The following is a 20988-nucleotide window of genomic DNA, read 5'->3' as shown; positions in this document are numbered from 1 at the left end:
CTCGGGGACGGCCGCCCGGGACTGCCCCGGGCGGCAGCTTCACCGTACCCCAGAAACTTAGACCCATCCAAAAATAGCCTCATCCAGAAATGCACCCGTCCAGAAATCGCACGTAGGATGGACGCATGGGAGGAACCACATGAACCTGCGCGAGCGCAAGAAACTGGCCACCTGGCGGGCCATCCGGGCCGCCGCACTGCGGCTCTTCGACGAGCAGGGCTACGAGGCCACGACGGTCGAGCAGATAGCGGAGGCGGCGAACGTCTCGCGCGCCACCTTCTTCAACTACTTCGCCGGCAAGGACGCCACCGTCCTGGACCAGGACCCCGAGGAACGGCTCGACTGGCAGGCCCTGATGGCCGAGCGCCCCGCGGACGAGCCACTCTGGGACTCGCTCACCGCGATCCTGACCGGGTTCTGCGCAAGCCTGCGCGACCGGATGCCGCTGCAACGCCGCCTCAAGGCGCAGTCACCCGCCTTCGCGCAGTCGGCCAAGCGTTTCAGCGAGCAGTTCTTCACCGACCTGCGGAGCTGGGTGGAGTCCCGCGCCACCGGTGCCGACGACCTGACCCCCGTTCTCCGGATGAATCTCGCGGTGGCCGCCATGACCACCGCCTACGAGACCTGGCCCGCGGCCGAGCCCTTCGACGGGTTCCTGCGCCGCCTGGACCGCTGCCTGCGGGAGGCGGAGCCCGGCGCGCCCGTGGAGTGACCGGCGGGGGAGGCTCCCGGCCGGCGTCGCCGAGGCGCGGGGGCCGGGCGCCGCGATCCCCAACTCACCTGGGAGCAGGGGGCGTTGGGAAGAAGGGCGAGTGGGCGCCGGACGACGTCCACCGGTGCGGGCCGGGCCGGTCGCCCCTCGGTCCGCGCACGCCTCGAACTGTGGCCGAAAACCTTCGCACGGTGGGCCGTTGGTCCGATAAGCGGGTGTGAAGGTTACACTCGCCGCCGGCCTGATCCACAGGGCAGGCACCAGGCACAGCAGTCACAGGGGAGGCCGCGGTGGCGGTGAATTCCAAGAAGATCGCCGTCTATGTGGTCGTGGTCTTCGTGCTCTACGTGATCATCACTGATCCGGCCAAGGCAGCCGACTACGTCCAGATAGGTTTCCAGGGCATATCGGATGCCGCGAAGGCCGTCGGCGATTTCATGACGTGGATGGCCAACGGCGGGAAGTAGCGGGGAGCCCCGGCTTCCCCGGCGGCCCCTCCCGCACCTCTTCCCGCAGCCCCCTCCACGAGCCCGTCCACGAGCCCGTCCACAAACCCGTCACGAACCCTTTCCCGGGCCCTCCGTCGGACAGGCGGAGGGCCTGTTTGGGCTGGATTGCCGCTATATGCCCCAACTCACCCTCAACACGGCGTTATGAGGTGCTTGCACACAGTGCACATGTCTTGTGATGCTATGACCGCTTTTGACGGATGAGTTGACCGATGCACCAGCCCGAAGCAGTCGACCGATGAAGAGGTGGCGTTGTCCGTGTCGGCCAGTACCGCGCCTCCCCAGGACGTCACGGAAACCCCCCAGCGCAGCCGTGGTGCCGACACCCGGGCCCTCACCCAGGTGCTCTTCGCCGAACTCAAGGACCTCGCCCCCGGCACCCCCGAGCACACCCGGGTGCGGGCGGCGCTCATCGAGGCCAACCTCCCCCTCGTGCGGTACGCGGCGGCACGTTTCCGCTCCCGCAACGAGCCGATGGAGGACGTCATCCAGGTCGGCACCATCGGGCTCATCAACGCGATCGACCGCTTCGACCCCGAGCGGGGCGTGCAGTTCCCGACCTTCGCGATGCCCACCGTCGTCGGCGAGATCAAGCGGTACTTCCGCGACAACGTCCGCACCGTCCACGTCCCACGCCGGCTGCACGAGCTATGGGTGCAGGTCAACGGCGCCACCGAGGACCTGACGACGGCCTTCGGGCGCTCCCCGACCACCGCCGAGATCGCCGAACGGCTGCGCATCTCCGAGGAGGAGGTGCTCTCCTGCATCGAGGCCGGGCGCTCGTACCACGCGACCTCGCTTGAGGCCGCCCAGGAGGGCGACGGGCTGCCCGGACTGCTCGACCGGCTCGGCTACGAGGACCCGGCCCTCGACGGCGTCGAACACCGCGACCTCGTCCGCCATCTCCTCGTTCAACTCCCCGAGCGCGAACAGCGCATCCTGCTGCTGCGGTACTACAGCAACCTCACCCAGTCGCAGATCAGCGCCGAACTCGGCGTCTCCCAGATGCATGTCTCCCGGCTACTCGCGCGTAGCTTCCAGCGGCTGCGATCCGCAAACAGGATCGAGGCGTAACCGTCCCGAGCGAATCGCTCATCCGGACGGTTACTGACATTTCTGGTCCGAAACACCGTCAGACCCCCTTCTTCCAGGGCCTTTTCGCGTCTCGCATGTCGACATGTCACTACAGCGTGTTGCCGACATGTGACATTCTGCCGGAAGCGCGTTTGCCGTGGCCTCGGCTCCGGTATTCAGGTGAAGGCCAGCGTTCCTCGTCCGGAGCGTTCGCCCCGACCGTCCCGCGACCCAAAGGGGGTGGCATGTCCGCAGACCAGGGCAGCTCGAAGGTGCTCACGCTCACGAAGAGCGAGTCCGCGCCCGTAGCCGCGCTTGACGAAGTCCAGGTGCTGGAGGCCCCCGTGGCCCCGGCGCTTCCCACGGCATCGGGAGCCCTCGACACCCGCACCCTGTCCCGCTCCCTGTTCCTGCGGCTCGCCACGCTCGCCGAGGACAGCCCCGAGCGTGCCTACGTCCGGGACACGCTGATCGAGCTGAACCTCCCGCTGGTGCGGTACGCGGCGGCCCGGTTCCGCTCGCGCAACGAACCGATGGAGGACATCGTCCAGGTCGGCACGATCGGCCTGATCAAGGCGATCGACCGTTTCGACTGCGAACGGGGCGTCGAATTCCCGACGTTCGCGATGCCGACGGTCGTCGGCGAGATCAAGCGGTTCTTCCGCGACACGTCCTGGTCGGTGCGGGTCCCGCGCCGCCTCCAGGAGTTGCGTCTGGCGCTCACCAAGGCCAGCGACGAGCTGTCGCAGAAGCTGGACCGTTCGCCGACGGTCGCCGAACTCGCCACCGTGCTGGGCGTGTCCGAGGAGGACGTCGTCGACGGCCTCGCGGTCGGCAACGCCTACACGGCCTCCTCGCTGGACTCCCCCGCCCCGGAGGACGACGGCGGCGAGGGCTCCCTCGCGGACCGGCTCGGCTACGAGGACACGGCACTTGAGGGTGTCGAGTACCGCGAGTCGCTGAAGCCGCTGCTGGCGAAGTTGCCGCCTCGCGAGCGCCGGATCATCATGCTGCGCTTCTTCGCCAACATGACCCAGTCGCAGATCGGCGAGGAGGTCGGCATCTCCCAGATGCACGTCTCCCGGCTGCTCACCCGCACCCTGTCCCAACTCCGCGAGGGCCTCATCTCCGACTGACCCACCCCCACTTGAGGGACACCCGCGTTGCGACACGTCCCAACCTCCTCAAGATCCGCCCACCTTGCGGTCCCGCCCCGGGCCACTTGAGGGACGCACACCTTGGGGTCACGTCCCGGGCCACTTGAGGGACGCACACCTTGTGGTCACGTCCCTACCCACTTGAGGGGCGCACGCCTTGGGGTCACGTCCCGGGCCACTTGAGGGGGCGCACGCTTTGGGGCACGTCGGCCTTGACGGCCGCCTGCTTCAAGGAAGTTCCCCGACTCTCGGACACCTGGCCGTCGAGGCGCCCTGACCGGCGCGTCGACGGCCGTCCTGGTGGGGGGTGGGGGGAGCCGGTTACGTGTGCGGCTGTCCTGTGCGGGGGAGTTGGCGGGGGTGATCGACGGCCGCTCTGCCTACGGGGGTTGGCCAACAGGCGTTTGCCTACGGGGGTTTGCCTACCGGAGTTGACCAACGGGCGTTTCAGCAACCGGAGGTGGGCGACGGGCGCCTCGTCAACGGGTGTTGGCCAACAGCCGTTTCATCCGCCGTGTTGGCCACCGTCACCTTGCCAACAGACGTTGGCCAACGCCCGTGTCGCCAGCCAGGGCCGGTCAACGCCTCCTTGCCTACAGACGTTGGCCAACGGCCGTTTCGCCCGCCGGAGTTAGCCGCAGTCCGCGCCAACAGGTGTTGGCCAACGCCCGTGTCGCGCACCGGGGCTGACCAACCGACGCCCTGCCTACAGCCGTTGGCCAACGGCCGTTTCATCCGACGGGGTTGGCCAATCGCCGCTCTGCCCACGGCCGTTGGCCAACGGTGGTTTCGCCCGCTGGAGTTGGCCTACGGGCGCCCCAGCAGCGGGAGTTGGCGCGCCGGGCGCCGGGCGGCATCGTTCGCGCGGGAAACGGCGTGACGGGGCCCGGCACGCCGAAGCGCGGGACGTCGCCGTCCCGTAGAGGTGTGGAGTGGCCGGGCGCGCCGGTTACTTGAGGGCGAGCCAGGCGACGGCGGCCACGACGACGATCGCCACGACGACGCCGATGATGAGGCCGACGCGGGGACCGGAGGAGGCGGCGGCGGGCTGAGCCTGCTGACGACCCTGGGGGCCCTCGTCGACGAACGCGCGGAACATCTGGGTGGAGCCGGCCGGGTCGTGGTTGCCCTGGGGGCCCTGGGGGTTAGCCATGGCACGAGACCCTAGCGAATCCGCGGTGGGGACCCAAGTGCGGGTCACCCGGTACCGGCGCCCGCATCCGGCGGGTGAGTACGGCGCCGCCCGGCCGACGCTCACGCCCGCGCCCGGCAGGCGGGGCCCGCATCCGCACCCGCATTCGCGCCCGCCGAGCGCGCACGACACCCCAGGCGACGCCCCGCCCACGCCCCCACCCACCCGCAGGCGGCACCCGCACCCGTGCCCACCGGGCGAGCACGACACCCCTGGCCAACACCCCACCCACGCCCGCCGAGCGGGCACCGCACCCCTACCCGGCACCCCGCCCACGCCCACGCCCCCGCCCACGCCCACGCCCACGCCCACGCCCACGCCCACGCCCCCGCCCACGCCCACGCCCACGCCCACGCCCACGCCCACGCCCACGCCCACGCCCGCCGAGTAAGCACAACACCCCCAGCCGACGCCCCCGCCCGCACCCCGCCGACGCAAACGGCACCCCCACCCGCACCCTCACGACACCCCCAGCCGGGGCACCCCCGCCCACGCCCCACCTACGCAGGCGCCATCCCCGCCCACACCCCGCCGACACAGACGGCACTCGCCCCCGGCCACCCCCGCAGGCGCGCACCCGACCCCCACCCCGCTGCCTCCCCCGCCCCTCACCCCTCGCCCCTCGCCCCTCGGCCCCCGGCCACCGACCAACCGCCACGAACCCCCAGCCACCAGCCACCGACCCTGCCCCCGGCCTCACCACCCGCCCCGCCCCAGCCCCGCCCACGCCCCCGCCCCCGCCCCCAGCCAGCCTCACCTGCTTATTTACGTTTGCAATACTTGGGTTTGCCGAGTTTTTGGTTTGAGGGGGTCCCTTTTCGTTTGCCTGTAGCAACCAACGACTTCTATGGTTGCCCCAAGCAACAATGGGAGGGGCGATGGCCGAGCGGGCGCAGTATGAGGAGCTGATCCGTCAGTTCAGTGCCTTCGGCGCCGTACGCAGGGAGTTGGGGCGGATTCTGCCGTCGGACTGCCCGAGCGGCAGCGCGGCCGTGCTGACGCTGCTGGGCCGGCACGGTGCCATGCGGATGAGCCGGCTCTCCGAGCTGCTCGCCGTGGACATGTCCGTCACCAGCAGACACGTGGCGCATCTCGCCGAGCGCGGCTGGATCGACCGGAGCGCCGACCCGGCGGACCGGCGGTCACGGATTCTGCACCTCACCCCGGCGGGTCTGGCCCTGCTGGCGGAGTTGTCCGAGCGGACGTCCGATCTGCTCGCCGACCGCCTCGGGGACTGGAGCGACGACGAGGTCGCCCAGCTCATCGGCCTGATGGCCCGGCTGCGTTCGAGTTTCGACGACAGCCGCACCCCGCACGCACCACCGCCACCACCGCCACCACCACCGCCCCCCACCCTCGCACCGACCACCCGTACACCCGCAACCACTTGATAAGGAAGTCCATGGCAACGACCACACCAGCCGGTGTGCGGGGACATGCCAAGCACGGGGGAGGCTCCACGGGTCCCTCCGGCGACGTCCCGATGACGCACCGGCAGATCATGGAAGCCCTCTCCGGCCTGCTGCTCGGCATGTTCGTGGCGATCCTGTCGTCCACGATCGTCTCGAACGCGCTCCCGGAGATCATCGGTGACCTCGGCGGCGGCCAGTCCGCCTACACCTGGGTCATCACCGCCACCCTGCTGTCGATGACGGCGGCCACCCCGCTGTGGGGCAAGCTCGCCGACCTGTACAACAAGAAGGCGCTCGTCCAGATCGCCCTGATCATCTACGTGCTCGGGTCGGCGGCCGCCGGTCTGTCGCAGAACGCCGGGATGCTCATCGCCTGCCGCGTGGTGCAGGGCATCGGTGTCGGCGGCCTCTCCGCCCTCGCGCAGATCGTGATGGCGGCGATGATCTCGCCGCGTGAGCGCGGCCGTTACTCCGGTTACCTCGGGGCGACCTTCGCCGTCGCCACCGTCGGCGGTCCGCTGCTCGGCGGTGTCATCACGGACACCAGCTGGCTGGGCTGGCGCTGGTGCTTCTACGTCGGCGTGCCGTTCGCGGTGATCGCGCTGATCGTGTTGCAGAAGACGTTGCACCTGCCGGTCGTGAAGCGGGACGTGAAGGTCGACTGGGCCGGCGCGTTCTTCATATCGGCGGCCGTCTCGCTGCTGCTGGTGTGGGTCACCTTCGCCGGTGACAAGTACGACTGGCTGTCGTGGCAGACGTACGCGATGATCGCGGGCTCGATCGCGCTCGGCCTGATCTTCGTGCTCGTCGAGTCGAAGGCCACCGAACCGATCATCCCGCTGCGGCTGTTCCGCAACCGGACCATCACCCTCTCCTCGCTCGCCTCGATGTTCGTCGGCGTCGCGATGTTCTCCGGCACGGTCTTCTTCGCCCAGTACTTCCAGCTGGCGCGGGACAAGTCACCGACGATGTCCGGTGTCATGACCATCCCGATGATCGGCGGCCTGTTCGTCTCCTCCACGGTCTCCGGGCAGTTCATCACCCGCACAGGCAAGTGGAAGGCGTGGCTGGTCAGCGGGGGTGTGCTCATCACGGCCGGGCTCGGTCTGCTGGGCACCATCCGCTACGACACCGACTACTGGAAGACCGCGGTCTTCATGGCCCTGCTGGGCCTCGGCGTCGGCATGATGATGCAGAACCTGGTGCTCTCCACGCAGAATCAGGTCGACCCGAAGGATCTCGGCTCCGCCAGTTCCACGGTCACCTTCTTCCGCTCCCTCGGCGGCGCCATGGGCGTCTCCGCGCTGGGCGCCGTGATGGCCAACCGCATCACCGACTACGCCAAGGACGGCATCGCCGGCCTCGGCCCCAAGTACGCCTCCCTGGCGTCCGGTTCGAGTTCCTCCAGCGAGATCCCGGACATGGACAAGCTGCCCGCGCCGCTGCGCACGGTCATGGAGAGCGCCTACGGCCACGGCATCGCCGACGTCTTCATGATCGCGGCCGTGCTGGCGCTGCTCGCCTTCCTCATCACCCTGTTCATCAAGGAGGTCCCGTTGCGCACCAAGGGCGGACTCGCGCAGGCGGCCGACGGCGAGGAGGCCGCGGCGACGGCTCCGATCCCGGCCCAGGCGACCGCGCGCGAAACGGCGATGGCGCGGGAGTCGGTGCCGAACTGGGCCGTGGACGCGGGGAGTTCACCCGAGGTGGCCGCCGACGGCACGCAGCCGCTGGCCGCCGTCGCCACCCTGGCCCACCCGGACGAGTCCGGTGCCGGGTTCGGTTCCGGCTTCGGGGGCATACCGGTGCACGGGTTCGTGCGGGGCGCGGAGAGCGCGCCGGTGCCGCAGGCAGCCGTCACCCTGATCTCGCTGGCCGGACGGCAGTTGGGCCGCGCGGTCACCCAGGCCGACGGCTCCTACGCGCTGGCCGCGCCGAGCGCCGGCAGCTACGTCCTGATCGCCTCCGCCGACGGTTTCCAGCCACAGGCGTCCACGATCGTGGTGAACGGCGACCCCGTCCCGTTCGACATCCTGCTCAGCGGCACCAGCGGGCTCAACGGCCTGGTGCGGGCCGCGGGGACCGGGCTGCCCGTCGACGGTGCCATGGTCATCGTCACCGATGTCCGCGGCGACCTGCTGGCCACCGGGACCACCGGGGCGGGCGGCGAGTTCGGGTTCGCCGAACTGGTGCCGGGTGCCGTCACCGTCGCGGTGAACGCCGCCGGGTTCCGGCCACGCGCGCTGCCCGTCGAGGTGGGCGGCACCGGGGTCACCCGGATCGAGGTCGACCTCGACGCGGGCGCCCAACTGCGGGGCGTCGTCCGGGCGCCGCACGGCCCGCTGCCCGACGCGCGCGTGACCCTCGTCGACGCCGCCGGCAACGTCGTCGGCACCTCCACCACCGGGTCCGACGGCGCGTACGCCTTCGCCGACCTCAACGGCGGTGAGTACACCGTCATCGCGACGGGCTACCCCCCGACCGCCACCGCCCTCACCGTGCAGGGCACCGGAGTAGACGCCCACGACATCGAACTCGCCCACCCCAGCGAGTAGTTCGGCACGCCGACGCCGGTGAGCCCCAGCGCACCGGCGTCGGGCAGCACCCGGCTCACCGGTTCCGGGGAGCGTCCGGCTCACCGGCGTCGGGGGTCGGCTCAGCCCCCCGACGCCGGTGTGGAGTCCAACCGGCCCGAGCGGGTGGGCAGTTCGGCTCGCTCGGGTGGGGCGGAGTTCAACCCAGCCAGGTGGGTGGGGAGTTCGGCCCGCTCAGGTGGGCGAGTGTGCAACTCGCTTGCGTCGGGCGGGCGTTCAGCCCGACGTTCAACTCGCCTCGTTCGGCGGGGAGTTCCGTACCGGCCCGTGGTGGGCACGCCTCCGATCGGGGCGGTCGCCACGGGCCGGTCCCTCGCTCGACCAGCAGCACCACAGTGACCACCAGCACCACAACGACCGGCATCAGCACGGCGACCACCCACAGCTGTGTCGGCACGGCCCCGCAAGGAGACAACGGGATGGGACTGACCGCGAAGATCCGCACCAGGGACGGATGGGCCGTGTCGCACGCGGTCGTCACGGTGACCGACATGACCGGCACCCAGGTGCTGCGCGCCGAGGCCGACCCCGAGGGCGCGGTCCGGGACACCACCGCCCTGGCGCCGGGCGCCTACACGGTGATCGTCACGGCCGTCGGCTACGCGCCGGTCGCCTCCAGCGCCCTCGTCACCGCGAGCGGCCGTGCCGAACTGGGCACCCTCACCCTCGCCCGGCAGGGCGGCACCGAACTGCCGCCGCCCGGCCCCTGGACCGTCGACCCCGCGCACTCCTCGGTCGCCGCCAGCGCCCAGCACCTGGGGATCTCCAGCGTGCGGGGCCGGTTCACCGACTTCGCCGCGCGCATCGAGATCGCCCCGGACGAACCGGCCAAGTCCCGCGTGGAGGCCGTCATCCGGGCCGCGTCCATCGACACCGGCAACGGCATGCGCGACGACCACCTGCGCTCCCCCGACTTCCTCGACGTGACGGCGTTCCCGGAGATCACCTTCCGCTCCTCGGGGCTCACCCCGGCCGGCACCGACCGCTGGACCGTCCACGGCGAACTCACCCTGCACGGCGTCGCCCGCCCCGTCGACCTCGACCTCGCCTACCTCGGTTCCGGCGCCGACCCCTGGGGCGGCACGCGGGCCGCGTTCCGTGCGACGACGGAACTGCACCGGGAGGACTTCGCCATGAACTACAACCAGGTCGTCCAGGCCGGCATCGCCGCCATCGGCACGACGCTGCGGGTGGAGCTGGACGTGCAGGCGGTGCAGGGCGAGACGCTGCCGCAGGGGTGAGGGGGTGCTTCCGGGGTGAGAGGGTGCCTCACGGGTGAGGGGGTGCCCCAGAGGTGAGAGGGTGCCTCACGGGTGAGGGGGTGCCCCAGAGGTGAGAGGGTGCCTCACGGGTGAGGGGGTGTCGGGGGCGCGAGTGGTTGCAGCGGGAGTTAGAGGGTGTAACGGGGGCGAGGGCTGGGCGTGTTCGGGGAGCCTCTCACGGGCGTGACACCCTCTAACCGGCGTGACAAGCCCTCGCCATCCTGACGCCCCCTCCGTCGCCCCCCTCCGTCGCCCCCCTCCGTCGCCCCCTCCGTCGCCCCCTCCGTCCTCAGCGCGCCTTCCGGCACCCGGCGTTCTACGCTGGCCGCATGGCACCGAACATCGCGACCAACACCCGCGTCTCCCTCGACGAGTTGCTCGACTTCGTGCGTCCCCGGCACCGGGCGCTGCTGCTGACCCGGCGGACCGACGGGAGCCCGCAGGCCTCGCCGCTCACCTGCGGGGTCGACGACTCCGGCCGGATCGTCATGTCGACGTACCCCGAGCGGGCCAAGACGCGCAACGCCAAGCGGGACACCCGGGTCAGCCTCGTCGTCCTGAGCGACGAGTGGAACGGCCCGTGGGTCCAGATCGACGGGACCGCCGAGGTCATCGACACCCCGGACTCCGTGGAACCCCTCGTCGAGTACTACCGCAACATCGCCGGGGAGCACCCGGACTGGGACGAGTACCGGGCGGCCATGGCCAAGCAGGGCAAGTCGATCATCCGGGTCACGCCGGAGAAGTGGGGGCCGGTGGCGACGGGCGGTTTCCCGGCACGGTTGGCTCCGCCGGAGGCGTAAAGGGGCGGGGGCACTACGACGGGTACGTGCGGGTACTACGGGTTCCCCGGCGCCCCGGCCGCACCCGTCGCCCCGGGCGCCCTCGCCGTCCCCGTCGCCCCCGCCCCCTCCACACCGGACGCCAGCCCCGCTTGCTCCCCACTCCCCGCCCTCTCCACCATCGCCTCGATGCCGGCCACCAGGAGGTCCAGGGCGAAGGTGAAGTCGCGGTCTCTCATCTCCTGGATGGTGTCGCCGCCGCGAGCCGCCATGAGGTCGGCGTTCTCCTGGACCATCGCGGCGGTCTCCGGGGCCTGGGCCACGGCGTCCATCGCGTGCCGGAAGTACTCCTCCTGGGTCATGCCGGCCTCCGCCGAGCGCACCCCCAAGTGCCCCTCGATCGTGCCGAACCCGTACACGAACTGGAAGACGGCGGAGATCGCGCCGGTCAGTCCGGCCGTGGGCAGCCCCGTCGTCCGCAGGATCTGCTGGACGGAACGGGAGAACGACAGCGAGTTCGGGCCGACGTTGAGGAACGTGCCGACCAGCGGCGACAGCCACGGGTGCCGGACCAGCAGCAGCCGGTACGCACCGGCCAGCGACCGGAGTTGGTCGCGCCACTGGCCGGGGAGCACGGCGTCGGGGAGGCGCAGTTCGCCGTAGACGTGGTCCAGGGCGAGTTCGAGGAGGTCGTCCTTGGTGTCGACGTACCAGTAGACGGACATCGCGGTGACGTTCAGTTCGGCGGCGAGCCGGCGCATCGAGAACCGCGCGAGCCCCTCCGCGTCCAGCAGCCGGACCGTCGCCTCGGTGATCCGCCCCCGGTCGAGCCCCGACGGCTGCCCACCGCGCCCGCCCCCGCGAACCTTGCCCGCCAGCCACACGCTGGTCCGATCGGCCGCCTTCGTCATGGGGCACCTTCCTCACTTCCGCACACCGGCAACGACCGCACCAGGCCCCCCGCACACCACGGGAAACCCCCACGACCAGCCTCAACGACTACCCAACCACCCCGGCACCTAGGCGACCACCGCCTCCGAGTCCGCCCGTTCGGCCCTGCGCAGCAGCAGCGCGGCGAGCACTCCGCCCAGCAGCACCGCGAACGCGCCCACCAGCAGGCTCGTGCGGAGGGCGTCGGAGAAGGACGCGGTGACCCGGTGCCGTTCCGCCGCCGAACCGGCCGCGGCCAGGGCGACCGGCAACGACACCGCCAGGAAACGGGAGTTGAGGACGGCGCCGAGAACGGCGACCCCGAGCCCGGTGCCGAACTCGGCGAGGGTGCCGTTGACCCCGGCCCCGACGCCGGCCTTCGCGGGCGGGATCGCGCTCATGATGGCGTGGGCCATCGCCGGGCTGGCGATCGCGCCGCCCGCGCCGATGAGCAGCAGGCCGACCAGCGTTCCGGCGTAACCGCTCGGCGCCAGCAGGGCGATGGCCGCCACGCCGCCCGACATCAGCGCCATGCCGACGGCGATCGCGAGGGGCGTGCCGAGCCGGGTCATCCAACGCGCCGCGATCCCGGTGAAGTTGAGGGCGACGATGGTCAGCGCGAGCGGCGCGGTACGCAGCCCTGCCTCCAACGGGCCGTAGCCCAGGACGAATTGGAGGTGTTGGGTGAGCAGGAACAGCGAGCCGCCCATGCCGAACGAGATCAGCACCGCGCCCGCGACGGCGCCGGTGAACCGCCGGTTGCGGAAGAAGTTCAGGTCCAGCATGGGGTACGGAATCCGGTTCTCCCAGTAGCCGAACAGGGCCAGGACGACGGCCGCGACGGCGGCGCTGACCAGCACCCGGGGCGATGTCCAGCCGTGCGAGGGGCCGGAGATGATCGCGAAGACCAGCGCGCTCATGCCGACCGTGGACAGCAGGGCGCCCAGCAGGTCGGGGCGGTCACCGAGCGGGTTCTTGGACTCGGGGACCAGCACGACGACGGCCACCAGGGCGAGCGCGGCGACCGGCAGGTTGATCAGGAAGATCGCGCCCCACCAGAAGTGGTTCAGCATGAAGCCGCCGAGCAGCGGTCCGGTCGCGAACCCGAGGGAGTTGACGGCGGCCCAGATGCCGATGGCCTTCGGCTGCTCGCCGGGGGTGAAGATCTGCATCGCCACGGCCAGCGTGGTCGTCATCAACAGGGCGCCGCCGATGCCCATCCCGGCCCGCGCGGCGATCAACTGCCCGGTCGTGCCCGCGAGTCCGGCCACCAGCGAGCCCACGCCGAACAGGATCAGACCCGCGACCAGCATCTTCTTGCGGCCGTAGCGGTCGGCGGCGCTGCCGGCGGTGAGCAGCAGGCCCGACTGGACGAGCGAGTACGCGTTGATCATCCACTGGATGTCGGCGGTGCCCGCGTCCAACTCCCTGGTCAGGGACGGGATCGCGACGTTCAGGACGGTGTTGTCCAGCAGCACGGTGAGCTGCGCGAGACAGATGACCCCGAGGATGAGCCACCGCTGGGGGTGACCCTGGGGCTGGTCATGGAGGGGGCCCGGGGAGGAGTGGTCCGGGGAGTGGTCCGGCGGGTGGCCCTGGCTGGTCGGCATGCCATACACCGTAGAACAGCCCCTGTACGCCGTACAACAACCATTCCGGTCAGCCGCAGCCGCCGTTCGATACCCGTCCCTCGCCCCCTCACCCCTCACCCCCTCGCCCCCCGGCCGCCGCCGACGGGCGGCCGTCCCCGGCGCACGAGAGAGGGCGGTGACCGAAGTCACCGCCCTCTGTCGGCCGTTGGCCGTTCGACTCCTCAGTCGGACGTCAGCTGCTCGCCTTCTGGGTGAGGTCGTAGAAGGTGGCCGAACCGACCGTCACCTTCTTGTAGTTCTTCTCGACCCAGGAGGTGATCTTCGAGGAGGTGCCGGTGGAGCTGGAGCCCATGCCGCCGCCGGAGCCGCTGGAGATGAAGTAGTGGATCTTCCCCTCGGCCACGTACTTCTTGAACTGGGCCAGCGTCGGGGACGGGTCGGTGCCGTTGAAGCCGCCGATCGCCATCACCGGGTCACCGGTGGCGAGTTGGTAGCTCGCCGCGTTCTGGGCGCCGATGGCCGCAGCCGCCCAGGTGTACTTGTCGGCGTCGGCGGAGATCAGCTTCTTGGCCGCCGAGGTGACGTTCGCGCCGTTCAGCAGGCCGCCCGCGCCGCCGCCCATGCCACCGTCGCCCATGCCGCCGCCGGGGCCGCCCTGACGGTTCTGGCCCTGGGTGGAGCCGGTGCCGTTGCCCTGCTGGCTCTGGCCGCCCTGCTGGCCGGTGCCGCCCTGGCCCGGCGTGCCGCCGCCGAAGCCGCCGCCACCGGTGCCGCCGCCCGGGAAGCCGCCGCCGTTGCCGGTGCCGTTCTTCTGGGTGCCGCCGTTCTGCTGGTTCTGGCCCGGCATGCCGCCGCCGGGGCCGCCGTTGCCGCCGCGACCGCCACCGCCGCCGGGGCCGCCGCCCATGCCGCCCATGCCCATACCGGACGGGCCCGCCGTCGGGATCGAGCCGGTGTGACCGGTGCTGACCGTGCTGAGGGTGTAGGCGGTCGGGCCGCCGAGGGCGGCGAGGATGCTCACCGCGACGGCGGCGAGGGCGAGTTGACGCTTGACGCGGCCCGCGAAGATCAGGCCGAGGGCGCCGACCAGGCCGCCGATCAGGACCAGCCACTTCAGCCACGGCAGGTACGTGGAGCTGCGGTTGAGCAGGACGTAACCCCAGACCGAGGCCGCCACCACGGAGCCCGCGAGGGCGAGGGAGGCCCAGATCTCGGTGCGCTTCTCCCACAGGATGCCCGCGCCCATGCCGACCACGGCCGCGATGTAGGGGGCCAGCGCCACCGTGTAGTACTGGTGGAAGATGCCGGCCATGTAGCTGAAGATGACCCACGTGGTCAGCAGCGAACCGCCCCAGACCAGGAACGAACCCCGGGTCACCGACGTCCTGTTGAGCTTGCGGGTGGCGACCATGCCGGCCACCAGCAGGACCAGGGCGGCGGGCAGCAGCCAGGAGATCTGGCCGCCGATCTCGGAGTTGAACATCCGGTCCCAGCCGGTCTCGCCCCAGGCGCTGACCGAGCCGCCACCGGGTCCGACGCTGCCGGTCTCGTCGCCGTTGATGCGGCCAAGTCCGTTGTAGCCGAAGGTCAGTTCAAGGAACGAGTTGTTCTGGGAGCCGCCGATGTAGGGGCGGGAGGAGGCGGGCCAGAGTTCGACGAGCGCCACCCACCAGCCGCCGGCCGCCACCAACGCACCGGTGGCGAGGGCGAGTTGACCGAACCGCTTCTTCACCGGGACCGGCGCGCAGACCGCGTAGACGATCGCGAGCGGCGGCAGGATCAGGAACGCCTGGAGCGTCTTGGCGAGGAAGGCGAAGCCGATGGCGACACCCGCCCACACCAGCCACTTGGTGCGGCCGTCCTCCAGGGCGCGGACCACGAAGTAGCAGGCCAGCGACATCAGCAGGGCCAGCATCGCGTCCGGGTTGTTGAACCGGAACATCAGCGCCGCGACCGGCGTCAGGGCGAGCACGCCGCCCGCGATCAGACCGGCGCCGGGGCTGAACCGGCGGCGCACCGAGGCGTAGACGACGGCGACCGTGCCGACGCCCATGAGGACCTCGGGGCCCAGGATCGTCCAGGAGTTGAGGCCGAAGACCCGGGCCGCCAGCTCCATCGGCCACAGGAACGCCGACGGCTTGTCGACCGTGATCGCGTTGGCCGAGTCCAGGGAGCCGAAGAACATCGCCTCCCAGGACTTGGTGCCCGCCTGGACGGCCGCGGAGTAGAAGGAGTTGGCCCAGCCGGAGGCGCTCAGGTTGTAGAAGTAGAGCGCCGCCGTCGCGAGCAGGAGTCCGAGGAAGGCCGGGCGTGCCCAGCGCGGGTCCTCGGGCCGGCCGCGCCACACCCGGGTGGCGAACGGCTGCTTCGGCTCGCCGCCCTCGGGGGGCGACGGGGCGATGTCCCGCGCGTCGACCGGTTCGGCCGGTTCGGCGAGGGCGGCACCCCCTTCGTGCGTGGTCCGGTCGTAGTGGGTGGTCATCAGTGGTCCCTCGGCTCGGTGCTGTCGTAGGGGCGCGTCGGCTGGAGCCGCATCGTGGCGTCCTGCCGCCCGCCGTCCGCGGCTTCACCGGCGCGGAACTGCGTGGTCTGGTGCTGGGTGCTGCCGTACTGCTGTGCGTTCAGGTGGTCGGCGCTCTGCTGGCCGGAGCGCTGGGGCAGCGGGGGCTGCTGAGCGTGACCGGCCGAGCCGCCCGCGGGGTACGAGGGCGCCGCCGACGTTGCATACGACGCCGCGTTCGGCGCCGTTGCCGACGTCGCGTAGGTCGGTGACGACGGGGTGTGCGAGGCGACGACCGTCGAGGGGGTGGCGTCCTGGCGGTCCGGGAAGACCCAGGCGCGGAAGAGGAGGAAGCGCAGGATGGTCGCCGCGAGGTTGGCGGCGATCAGCACCGCCAGCTCGGTGGAGTGCGCCGGGTCGCTGCTCGCGGCGCTCAGGGCGGCGAGGGAGCCGCTGGTCAGGGCGAGCCCGATGCCGAAGACGACCAGACCCTGGGCCTGGTGCCGGACGGCCCCGCCCCGGCCCCGCACCCCGAAGGTGAGGCGGCGGTTGGCGGCGGTGTTGGCGACCGCCGAGACCAGCAGGGCGAGCGCGTTGGCGATCTGCGAACCGGAGAACTCCCGGAAGACGCTGTAGAGCACCAGGTAGAAGAGGGTGGACAGGCCGCCGACCACGCAGAACCCGACGAGCTGGCGGGCCAGCCCCTTCGGCACGTCCTGGATGTCACGGTCGCGGGGGTCGTCGCCGAACGGGCGGGCGACCCGGTCCAGCGGGAGCGATCCGGTGGCCAGCGCCTTGCCGACCCGCCAGACGCCCTTGAGGTCCTCGGTCGCCGTCTTCACGATGTGCACGGTCGAGTTCGGGTCGTCGACCCAGTCGACCGGCACCTCGTGGATGCGCAGGCCCGCGCGCTCGGCGATGACCAGCATCTCGGTGTCGAAGAACCAGCCGGTGTCCTCGACCAGCGGCAGCAGCACCTGCGCGACATCGCGCCGGATCGCCTTGAAGCCGCACTGTGCGTCGGAGAAGCGGGCCTGGAGGGAGCCCCGCAGGATGAGGTTGTAGGCCCGGCTGATGAACTCACGCTTCGGTCCGCGCACCACCCGCGAGGAGCGGGCGAGGCGGGAGCCGATGGCGAGGTCCGAGTGGCCGGAGATCAGCGGTGCCACCAGCGGCAGCAGCGCGTTCAGGTCGGTCGACAGGTCCACGTCCATGTAGGCGAGGATCGGCGCCTCCGAGGCGGACCACACCGTCCGCAGGGCGCGACCCCGGCCCTTCTGCTCCAGACGGAAGTTGGAGACCTCGGCGATCTCCGCCTCCAGCCGTGCCGCCACCTGGGGGGTGGCGTCCGTCGACGCGTTGTCCGCCACCGTGATGCGGAACGCGTACGGGAAGGTGCGCTTGAGATGATCATGCAGTCTCAAGACACACGGCTCAAGGTCCTTCTCCTCGTTGTAGACGGGGATCACGACGTCCAGGACAGGCGCACCGGCGGTGCCGGCCGGGAGGTGCTCCCGCGCCGGCAGAGTGCCGGGAGAAGAGTCGGTTCGCATGGCAACGACTTTCGTCAGTGGCCCTGTTGCACCGATGTGGTGGCACTGTGCTGTACCTGTGAGTGCGATTGCCAGTTGGTTTCGGGGTCCGGCTGCGGCACCCGCCCGGCGAGCGCCGGCAGGTGCACGGTGAACACCGTGCGTCCCGGGACGCTGTCCACGGTCACCGCGCCGCCGTGCGCCGACGCGACGGCCTGAACGATCGCGAGGCCGAGCCCCGTCGACCCGGTCGCCCGGGAGCGCGCGGAGTCGCCTCGCGCGAACCGTTCGAAGACGTGCGGGAGCAGTTCGGGCGGGATGCCCTGGCCGTTGTCCTCGACGTCCACGCACATCCATGGGCCGCGACGCTGCACGCGCGCGGTGATGGTGGTGCCGGACGGGGTGTGCTTACGGGCGTTGCCCAGCAGGTTGACGAGCACCTGGAGCAGCCGTGCCGCGTCCGCCGACACCAGGGCCGGTTCGTCGGGCAGGTCGAGGCGCCAGTTGTGGTCCATGCCGGCCGCGCGGGCGTCGCTGATGGTGTCGACGACCAGCGGGATGAGGTCGGTCTGCTCGAACTGCAACGGCCGTCCGGCGTCGAGCCGGGCCAGCAGCAGCAGGTCCTCGACGAGCAGCGTCATCCGCCCCGCCTCGGACTCGATCCGGCCGAGCGCGTGCTTGGTGTCGGGCCCGACCTGTTCCCGGCCGCGCCGGGTCAGCTCGGCGTACCCCCGGATGGAGGCGAGCGGGGTTCTCAGCTCATGGCTGGCGTCCGCGACGAACTGCCGTACCCGCATCTCGCTCTGCTGGCGTGCGTGCAGCGCCCCGTGGACGTGGTCGAGCATCCGGTTGAGCGCGGCGCCGACCTGGCCGACCTCGGAGTGCGGGTCGGTCTCGGACTCGGGCACCCGCTCGCTGAGGTTGACCTCGCCGGTGTGCAACGGCAGCTCGGAGACCCGGGTGGCGGTGGTGGCGACCCGGCGCAACGGCCGGGTGGCGACGCCGACCAGCACATAGGCGGCGATGCCCGCGGCCACCAGACCGGCGGCGGTGACACTCAGCTCGACGATGATGAGGGTGTTGATCGTGCCGTCGGTGTCCTCGGTGGGGACGGCGACGTAATAGGTGCCCTTGGTCCCGTCGACGTACTGCACCCGGTAGCTGCCGAGGCCGGGGACGTCGACGCTGTGCGGCTTCTTGTCCTGGGCGACGGAGGCGAGGGCGGCCTCCTGGGCCGAGGTGAGGCTCTTGTCCACCATGGGGTTGGTGGCGGCGCTGGCCTCGTCCTTCACTCCGACCTTGGCGCTGGTGATGCTGCCGTTGACGACCTTGGCGATCACCGTGCCGGGCGGCTGCGGGCCGTGCGTGACGAAGTCCGCCAGGTCGACGGTGGTGGACCGGGAGTCGTTGTCCGGCCCGCCGCCCTTGAGCGCGCCGGGCGGGGCCATCGCACCGGCCCGGTTCGCCACCTCCGTCACCTGATGGTTGAGCTGGTCGTAGAGGTGCGAGCGCAGCGCGAGCGTGGTCACCGTCCCCATCACCGCGCAGACAACGGCGATGAGCATCACGGACGCGACGACGAGCCGCGTCCGCAGGGTACGAGGCTGGCCCATCCGTCGCTTCTGCCTCTGCGGACGCGGTCGTCGTCGCCCGCTCATGACGCGGCGGGCTTGATCAGGTAACCGGCCCCACGCCGGGTGTGGATCATCGGTTCCCGCCCGGCGTCGATCTTGCGGCGCAGGTAGGAGATGTACAGCTCGACGACGTTGGCCTGGCCGCCGAAGTCGTAGGACCAGACGCGGTCCAGGATCTGCGCCTTGCTGAGAACCCGCCGAGGATTACGCATGAGGAACCGGAGCAGTTCGAACTCGGTGGCGGTGAGGTGGATGTTCTCCCCGGCCCGCGAGACCTCGTGGCTGTCCTCGTCGAGGGTGAGGTCCCCGACGACCAGCACGGAGTCGGAACGGCGGTCGGCGGCACCGGAACGCCGGATCAGTCCGCGCAGCCGGGCGACGACCTCCTCCAGGCTGAACGGCTTGGTGACGTAGTCGTCGCCACCGGCGGTGAGCCCGGCGATGCGGTCCTCGACGGCGTCCTTGGCCGTCAGGAACAGCACCGGCACATCGGGCAACTCCCGCCGCAGGCGCCCCAGTACGGTCAGTCCGTCCATGTCCGGAAGCATCATGTCCAGCACGACGGCGTCGGGCCGGAACTCCCGCGCGGTCTGAATGGCACCGGTGCCGTCGCCGGCACTGCGGATCTGCCATCCCTCGTAGCGCAGGGCCATGGACAGCAACTCGGTGATCGACAGCTCGTCGTCCACCACAAGCACTCGGACGGGGCTCCCGTCCGGCCTCAGCAGTTCGGTGCGCCCCTGGGGCGAGGTCGTGGTCATGTCGCATACTTTGTCGGCGCCCCCTGAGAGCACTCTTTCCCTAACCTGTGATTTATCTGAGAAACACACAGCCACCTCTCAGGGAACCCATGGAAACCCCTTCTGTTCCTCAAGGCCGCAGGTAAGAGGGCTTTCATCCGGAGAAGGTAAGCCGCCCGAACCTCCATCCCCACCCAAAATCACAGGGACCGAAGGACCGGACCATCCGGACATGGGCCATAAATGCCCCCATACCGAGGAGCGGCACCGAGAACGATCCTGAGCCACGGTGGCCGATTCCTCAGAACAACCCGTCCTGCACTCCCCCCGCGCCCCCGCCCCCAGCGCCGCCCCCGAACTCCCGCACAGGAAAGCCGAGTTCCCCGTCCGCGCCCCCGCCGGGCACCAGCTCCCACCCCCGCATCAACCGCGTGTCGAGGACAACGACCCCGCGCCCGGTGTCGAGGTGCAGATCGGGCCCCGCCACGGCGACCAACGCCCCGCTCACCGCGCCGCCCGCGACCAGCCCGCTCACCTCGCCGACGGCGGCAGGCAAGCCCACGAGGCCGAAGACATCCGCGTGGTCGACGGGACGGCAGGGCTCGCGGGTGAGCGACTCGGGCCAGCCGGTGAGGGCGACCGCCCGGGCGTGCAACTCCCGCACCTCCACGGCCCGTTCCGCAGCCGTGCCGGGCAGCGCCGAACGCACCGCGCGCTTGTCGGCGTACGGAATCCGGTCGGGCACCTTCAGCGCGGCCCGCAGCAACTCCTCCGTACGCCGGGCGGCCATCAACGGACCGACGCCGAGCCGGCTGAAGGAGACGGCGCCCTGCTCCAGCAGCCGGGCCGACCCCCGGTGCGCCCCGGTGATGCCGACCTTGACCAGGCCGGGCCCGAACCACGCGAGGTACACGCGGTACGGGCGGGGGTCGTCGGCGAGGGTGTCGGCGGCGACCGAGTGCGCCCGGTCCAGCCGCCCGCACTCCTCGCACCGGGCCCCGGTGCTCCTCCCGGACACGGTCACCCGAGCCGGACACGGATATCCACGTGCCCCTGTACACGTCCGCCCACCCCCGTCGGCAACCCCGAACGCCACCCGTTTCCCCCGGGCCAGCACCGACCGCCGTCCCCCGTCCCACACCAGCACGGGCCCGACGTCCGACCACTGAAGCCCTGAGCACTTCCACACCTGAGCCATCACTCCGCAGAGTAGAGGGGGGCACTGACAACGGGGGCGGGGACGAGGATGAGGGACGGACGGACGGGAGGAGAAGAGAAGAGAAGAGAAGAGAGGGGAGGCGAGGGGAGGGGAGGGGAGGCGAGGGGAGGGCCGGGAGAACCCGTCCCGGGAAACGCCGAAGGCCCC

16 protein-coding genes are annotated in these 20988 nt (G+C 71.0%); 8 read left to right on the top strand and 8 right to left on the bottom strand.

Going from position 1 to position 20988, the window contains the following annotated elements; translation table 11 throughout:
* Positions 1–139: 139 nt before the first annotated feature.
* The 4 genes from ACIQOU_RS29730 to ACIQOU_RS29715 all read left to right on the top strand — a co-directional run bounded on the left by ACIQOU_RS29730 (position 140) and on the right by ACIQOU_RS29715 (position 3431).
* Entirely contained in the window at positions 140–712 is a 573-nt protein-coding gene (locus tag ACIQOU_RS29730) for a TetR/AcrR family transcriptional regulator (protein ID WP_401541436.1), read from the top strand.
* 296 nt (positions 713–1008) lie between these two features.
* Entirely contained in the window at positions 1009–1179 is a 171-nt protein-coding gene (locus ACIQOU_RS29725) for a hypothetical protein (RefSeq protein WP_401541796.1), read from the top strand.
* A gap of 294 nt (positions 1180–1473) precedes the next feature.
* Positions 1474–2295: an RNA polymerase sigma factor SigF gene (locus ACIQOU_RS29720; RefSeq protein ID WP_401541433.1), complete on the top strand. Its 822-nt coding sequence runs from the start codon at positions 1474–1476 to the stop codon at positions 2293–2295.
* Positions 2296–2540: 245 nt separating this feature from the next.
* Positions 2541–3431, top strand: a complete 891-nt coding sequence (locus ACIQOU_RS29715) for an RNA polymerase sigma factor SigF (protein ID WP_401541430.1) — start codon at positions 2541–2543, stop codon at positions 3429–3431.
* Positions 3432–4401: 970 nt separating this feature from the next.
* Here ACIQOU_RS29715 and ACIQOU_RS29710 read toward each other — a convergent pair.
* Positions 4402–4605 carry a hypothetical protein gene (locus ACIQOU_RS29710; protein WP_401541428.1) on the bottom strand — a complete coding sequence of 68 codons (204 nt, stop codon included), beginning with the start codon at positions 4603–4605 and terminating at the stop codon, positions 4402–4404.
* A gap of 917 nt (positions 4606–5522) precedes the next feature.
* Here ACIQOU_RS29710 and ACIQOU_RS29705 point away from each other — a divergent pair.
* The 4 genes from ACIQOU_RS29705 to ACIQOU_RS29690 all read left to right on the top strand — a co-directional run bounded on the left by ACIQOU_RS29705 (position 5523) and on the right by ACIQOU_RS29690 (position 10715).
* Positions 5523–6035, top strand: a complete 513-nt coding sequence (locus ACIQOU_RS29705; protein WP_401541425.1) for a MarR family winged helix-turn-helix transcriptional regulator — start codon at positions 5523–5525, stop codon at positions 6033–6035.
* A gap of 11 nt (positions 6036–6046) precedes the next feature.
* Positions 6047–8611 carry an MFS transporter gene (locus ACIQOU_RS29700; protein ID WP_401541422.1) on the top strand — a complete coding sequence of 855 codons (2565 nt, stop codon included), beginning with the start codon at positions 6047–6049 and terminating at the stop codon, positions 8609–8611.
* Positions 8612–9069: 458 nt separating this feature from the next.
* Positions 9070–9891: a YceI family protein gene (locus ACIQOU_RS29695; protein ID WP_401541420.1), complete on the top strand. Its 822-nt coding sequence runs from the start codon at positions 9070–9072 to the stop codon at positions 9889–9891.
* A 350-nt stretch (positions 9892–10241) separates the two neighbouring features.
* Complete coding sequence (locus ACIQOU_RS29690) at positions 10242–10715, top strand: PPOX class F420-dependent oxidoreductase (RefSeq protein ID WP_401541418.1); 474 nt, start codon at positions 10242–10244, stop codon at positions 10713–10715.
* A 35-nt stretch (positions 10716–10750) separates the two neighbouring features.
* Here the strand turns inward: ACIQOU_RS29690 and ACIQOU_RS29685 are convergent, their stop codons facing one another.
* The 7 genes from ACIQOU_RS29685 to ACIQOU_RS29655 all read right to left on the bottom strand — a co-directional run bounded on the left by ACIQOU_RS29685 (position 10751) and on the right by ACIQOU_RS29655 (position 20820).
* The gene (locus tag ACIQOU_RS29685) at positions 10751–11605 is read right to left on the bottom strand and encodes a TetR/AcrR family transcriptional regulator (RefSeq protein WP_401541415.1); all 855 of its coding nucleotides are present in this window, start codon (positions 11603–11605) and stop codon (positions 10751–10753) included.
* A gap of 108 nt (positions 11606–11713) precedes the next feature.
* On the bottom strand, positions 11714–13234 hold the full coding sequence (locus ACIQOU_RS29680) for an MFS transporter (protein ID WP_401541413.1): 1521 nt from the start codon (positions 13232–13234) through the stop codon (positions 11714–11716).
* 214 nt (positions 13235–13448) lie between these two features.
* Positions 13449–15698: an ArnT family glycosyltransferase gene (locus ACIQOU_RS29675; RefSeq protein ID WP_401541411.1), complete on the bottom strand. Its 2250-nt coding sequence runs from the start codon at positions 15696–15698 to the stop codon at positions 13449–13451.
* Entirely contained in the window at positions 15698–17269 is a 1572-nt protein-coding gene (locus ACIQOU_RS29670) for a glycosyltransferase (protein ID WP_401541409.1), read from the bottom strand. The genes ACIQOU_RS29675 and ACIQOU_RS29670 overlap by 1 nt, the downstream gene beginning before the upstream one ends.
* 14 nt (positions 17270–17283) lie before the next feature.
* Positions 17284–18906, bottom strand: coding sequence for a sensor histidine kinase (locus ACIQOU_RS29665; RefSeq protein WP_401541407.1), 1623 nt, complete (start codon positions 18904–18906; stop codon positions 17284–17286).
* Positions 18903–19643, bottom strand: a complete 741-nt coding sequence (locus tag ACIQOU_RS29660; RefSeq protein WP_062701118.1) for a response regulator transcription factor — start codon at positions 19641–19643, stop codon at positions 18903–18905. The genes ACIQOU_RS29665 and ACIQOU_RS29660 overlap by 4 nt, the downstream gene beginning before the upstream one ends.
* A 280-nt stretch (positions 19644–19923) precedes the next feature.
* Positions 19924–20820 carry a DUF2797 domain-containing protein gene (locus tag ACIQOU_RS29655; RefSeq protein ID WP_401541404.1) on the bottom strand — a complete coding sequence of 299 codons (897 nt, stop codon included), beginning with the start codon at positions 20818–20820 and terminating at the stop codon, positions 19924–19926.
* Positions 20821–20988: the final 168 nt, after the last annotated feature.

The organism is Streptomyces sp. NPDC091279 (assembly GCF_044757465.1).
In the GTDB taxonomy this organism is placed as follows: Bacteria; Actinomycetota; Actinomycetes; order Streptomycetales; family Streptomycetaceae; genus Streptomyces.
Note: the sequence above shows the minus strand (reverse complement) of the source record. Positions and strands in the feature narration are given on the sequence as shown.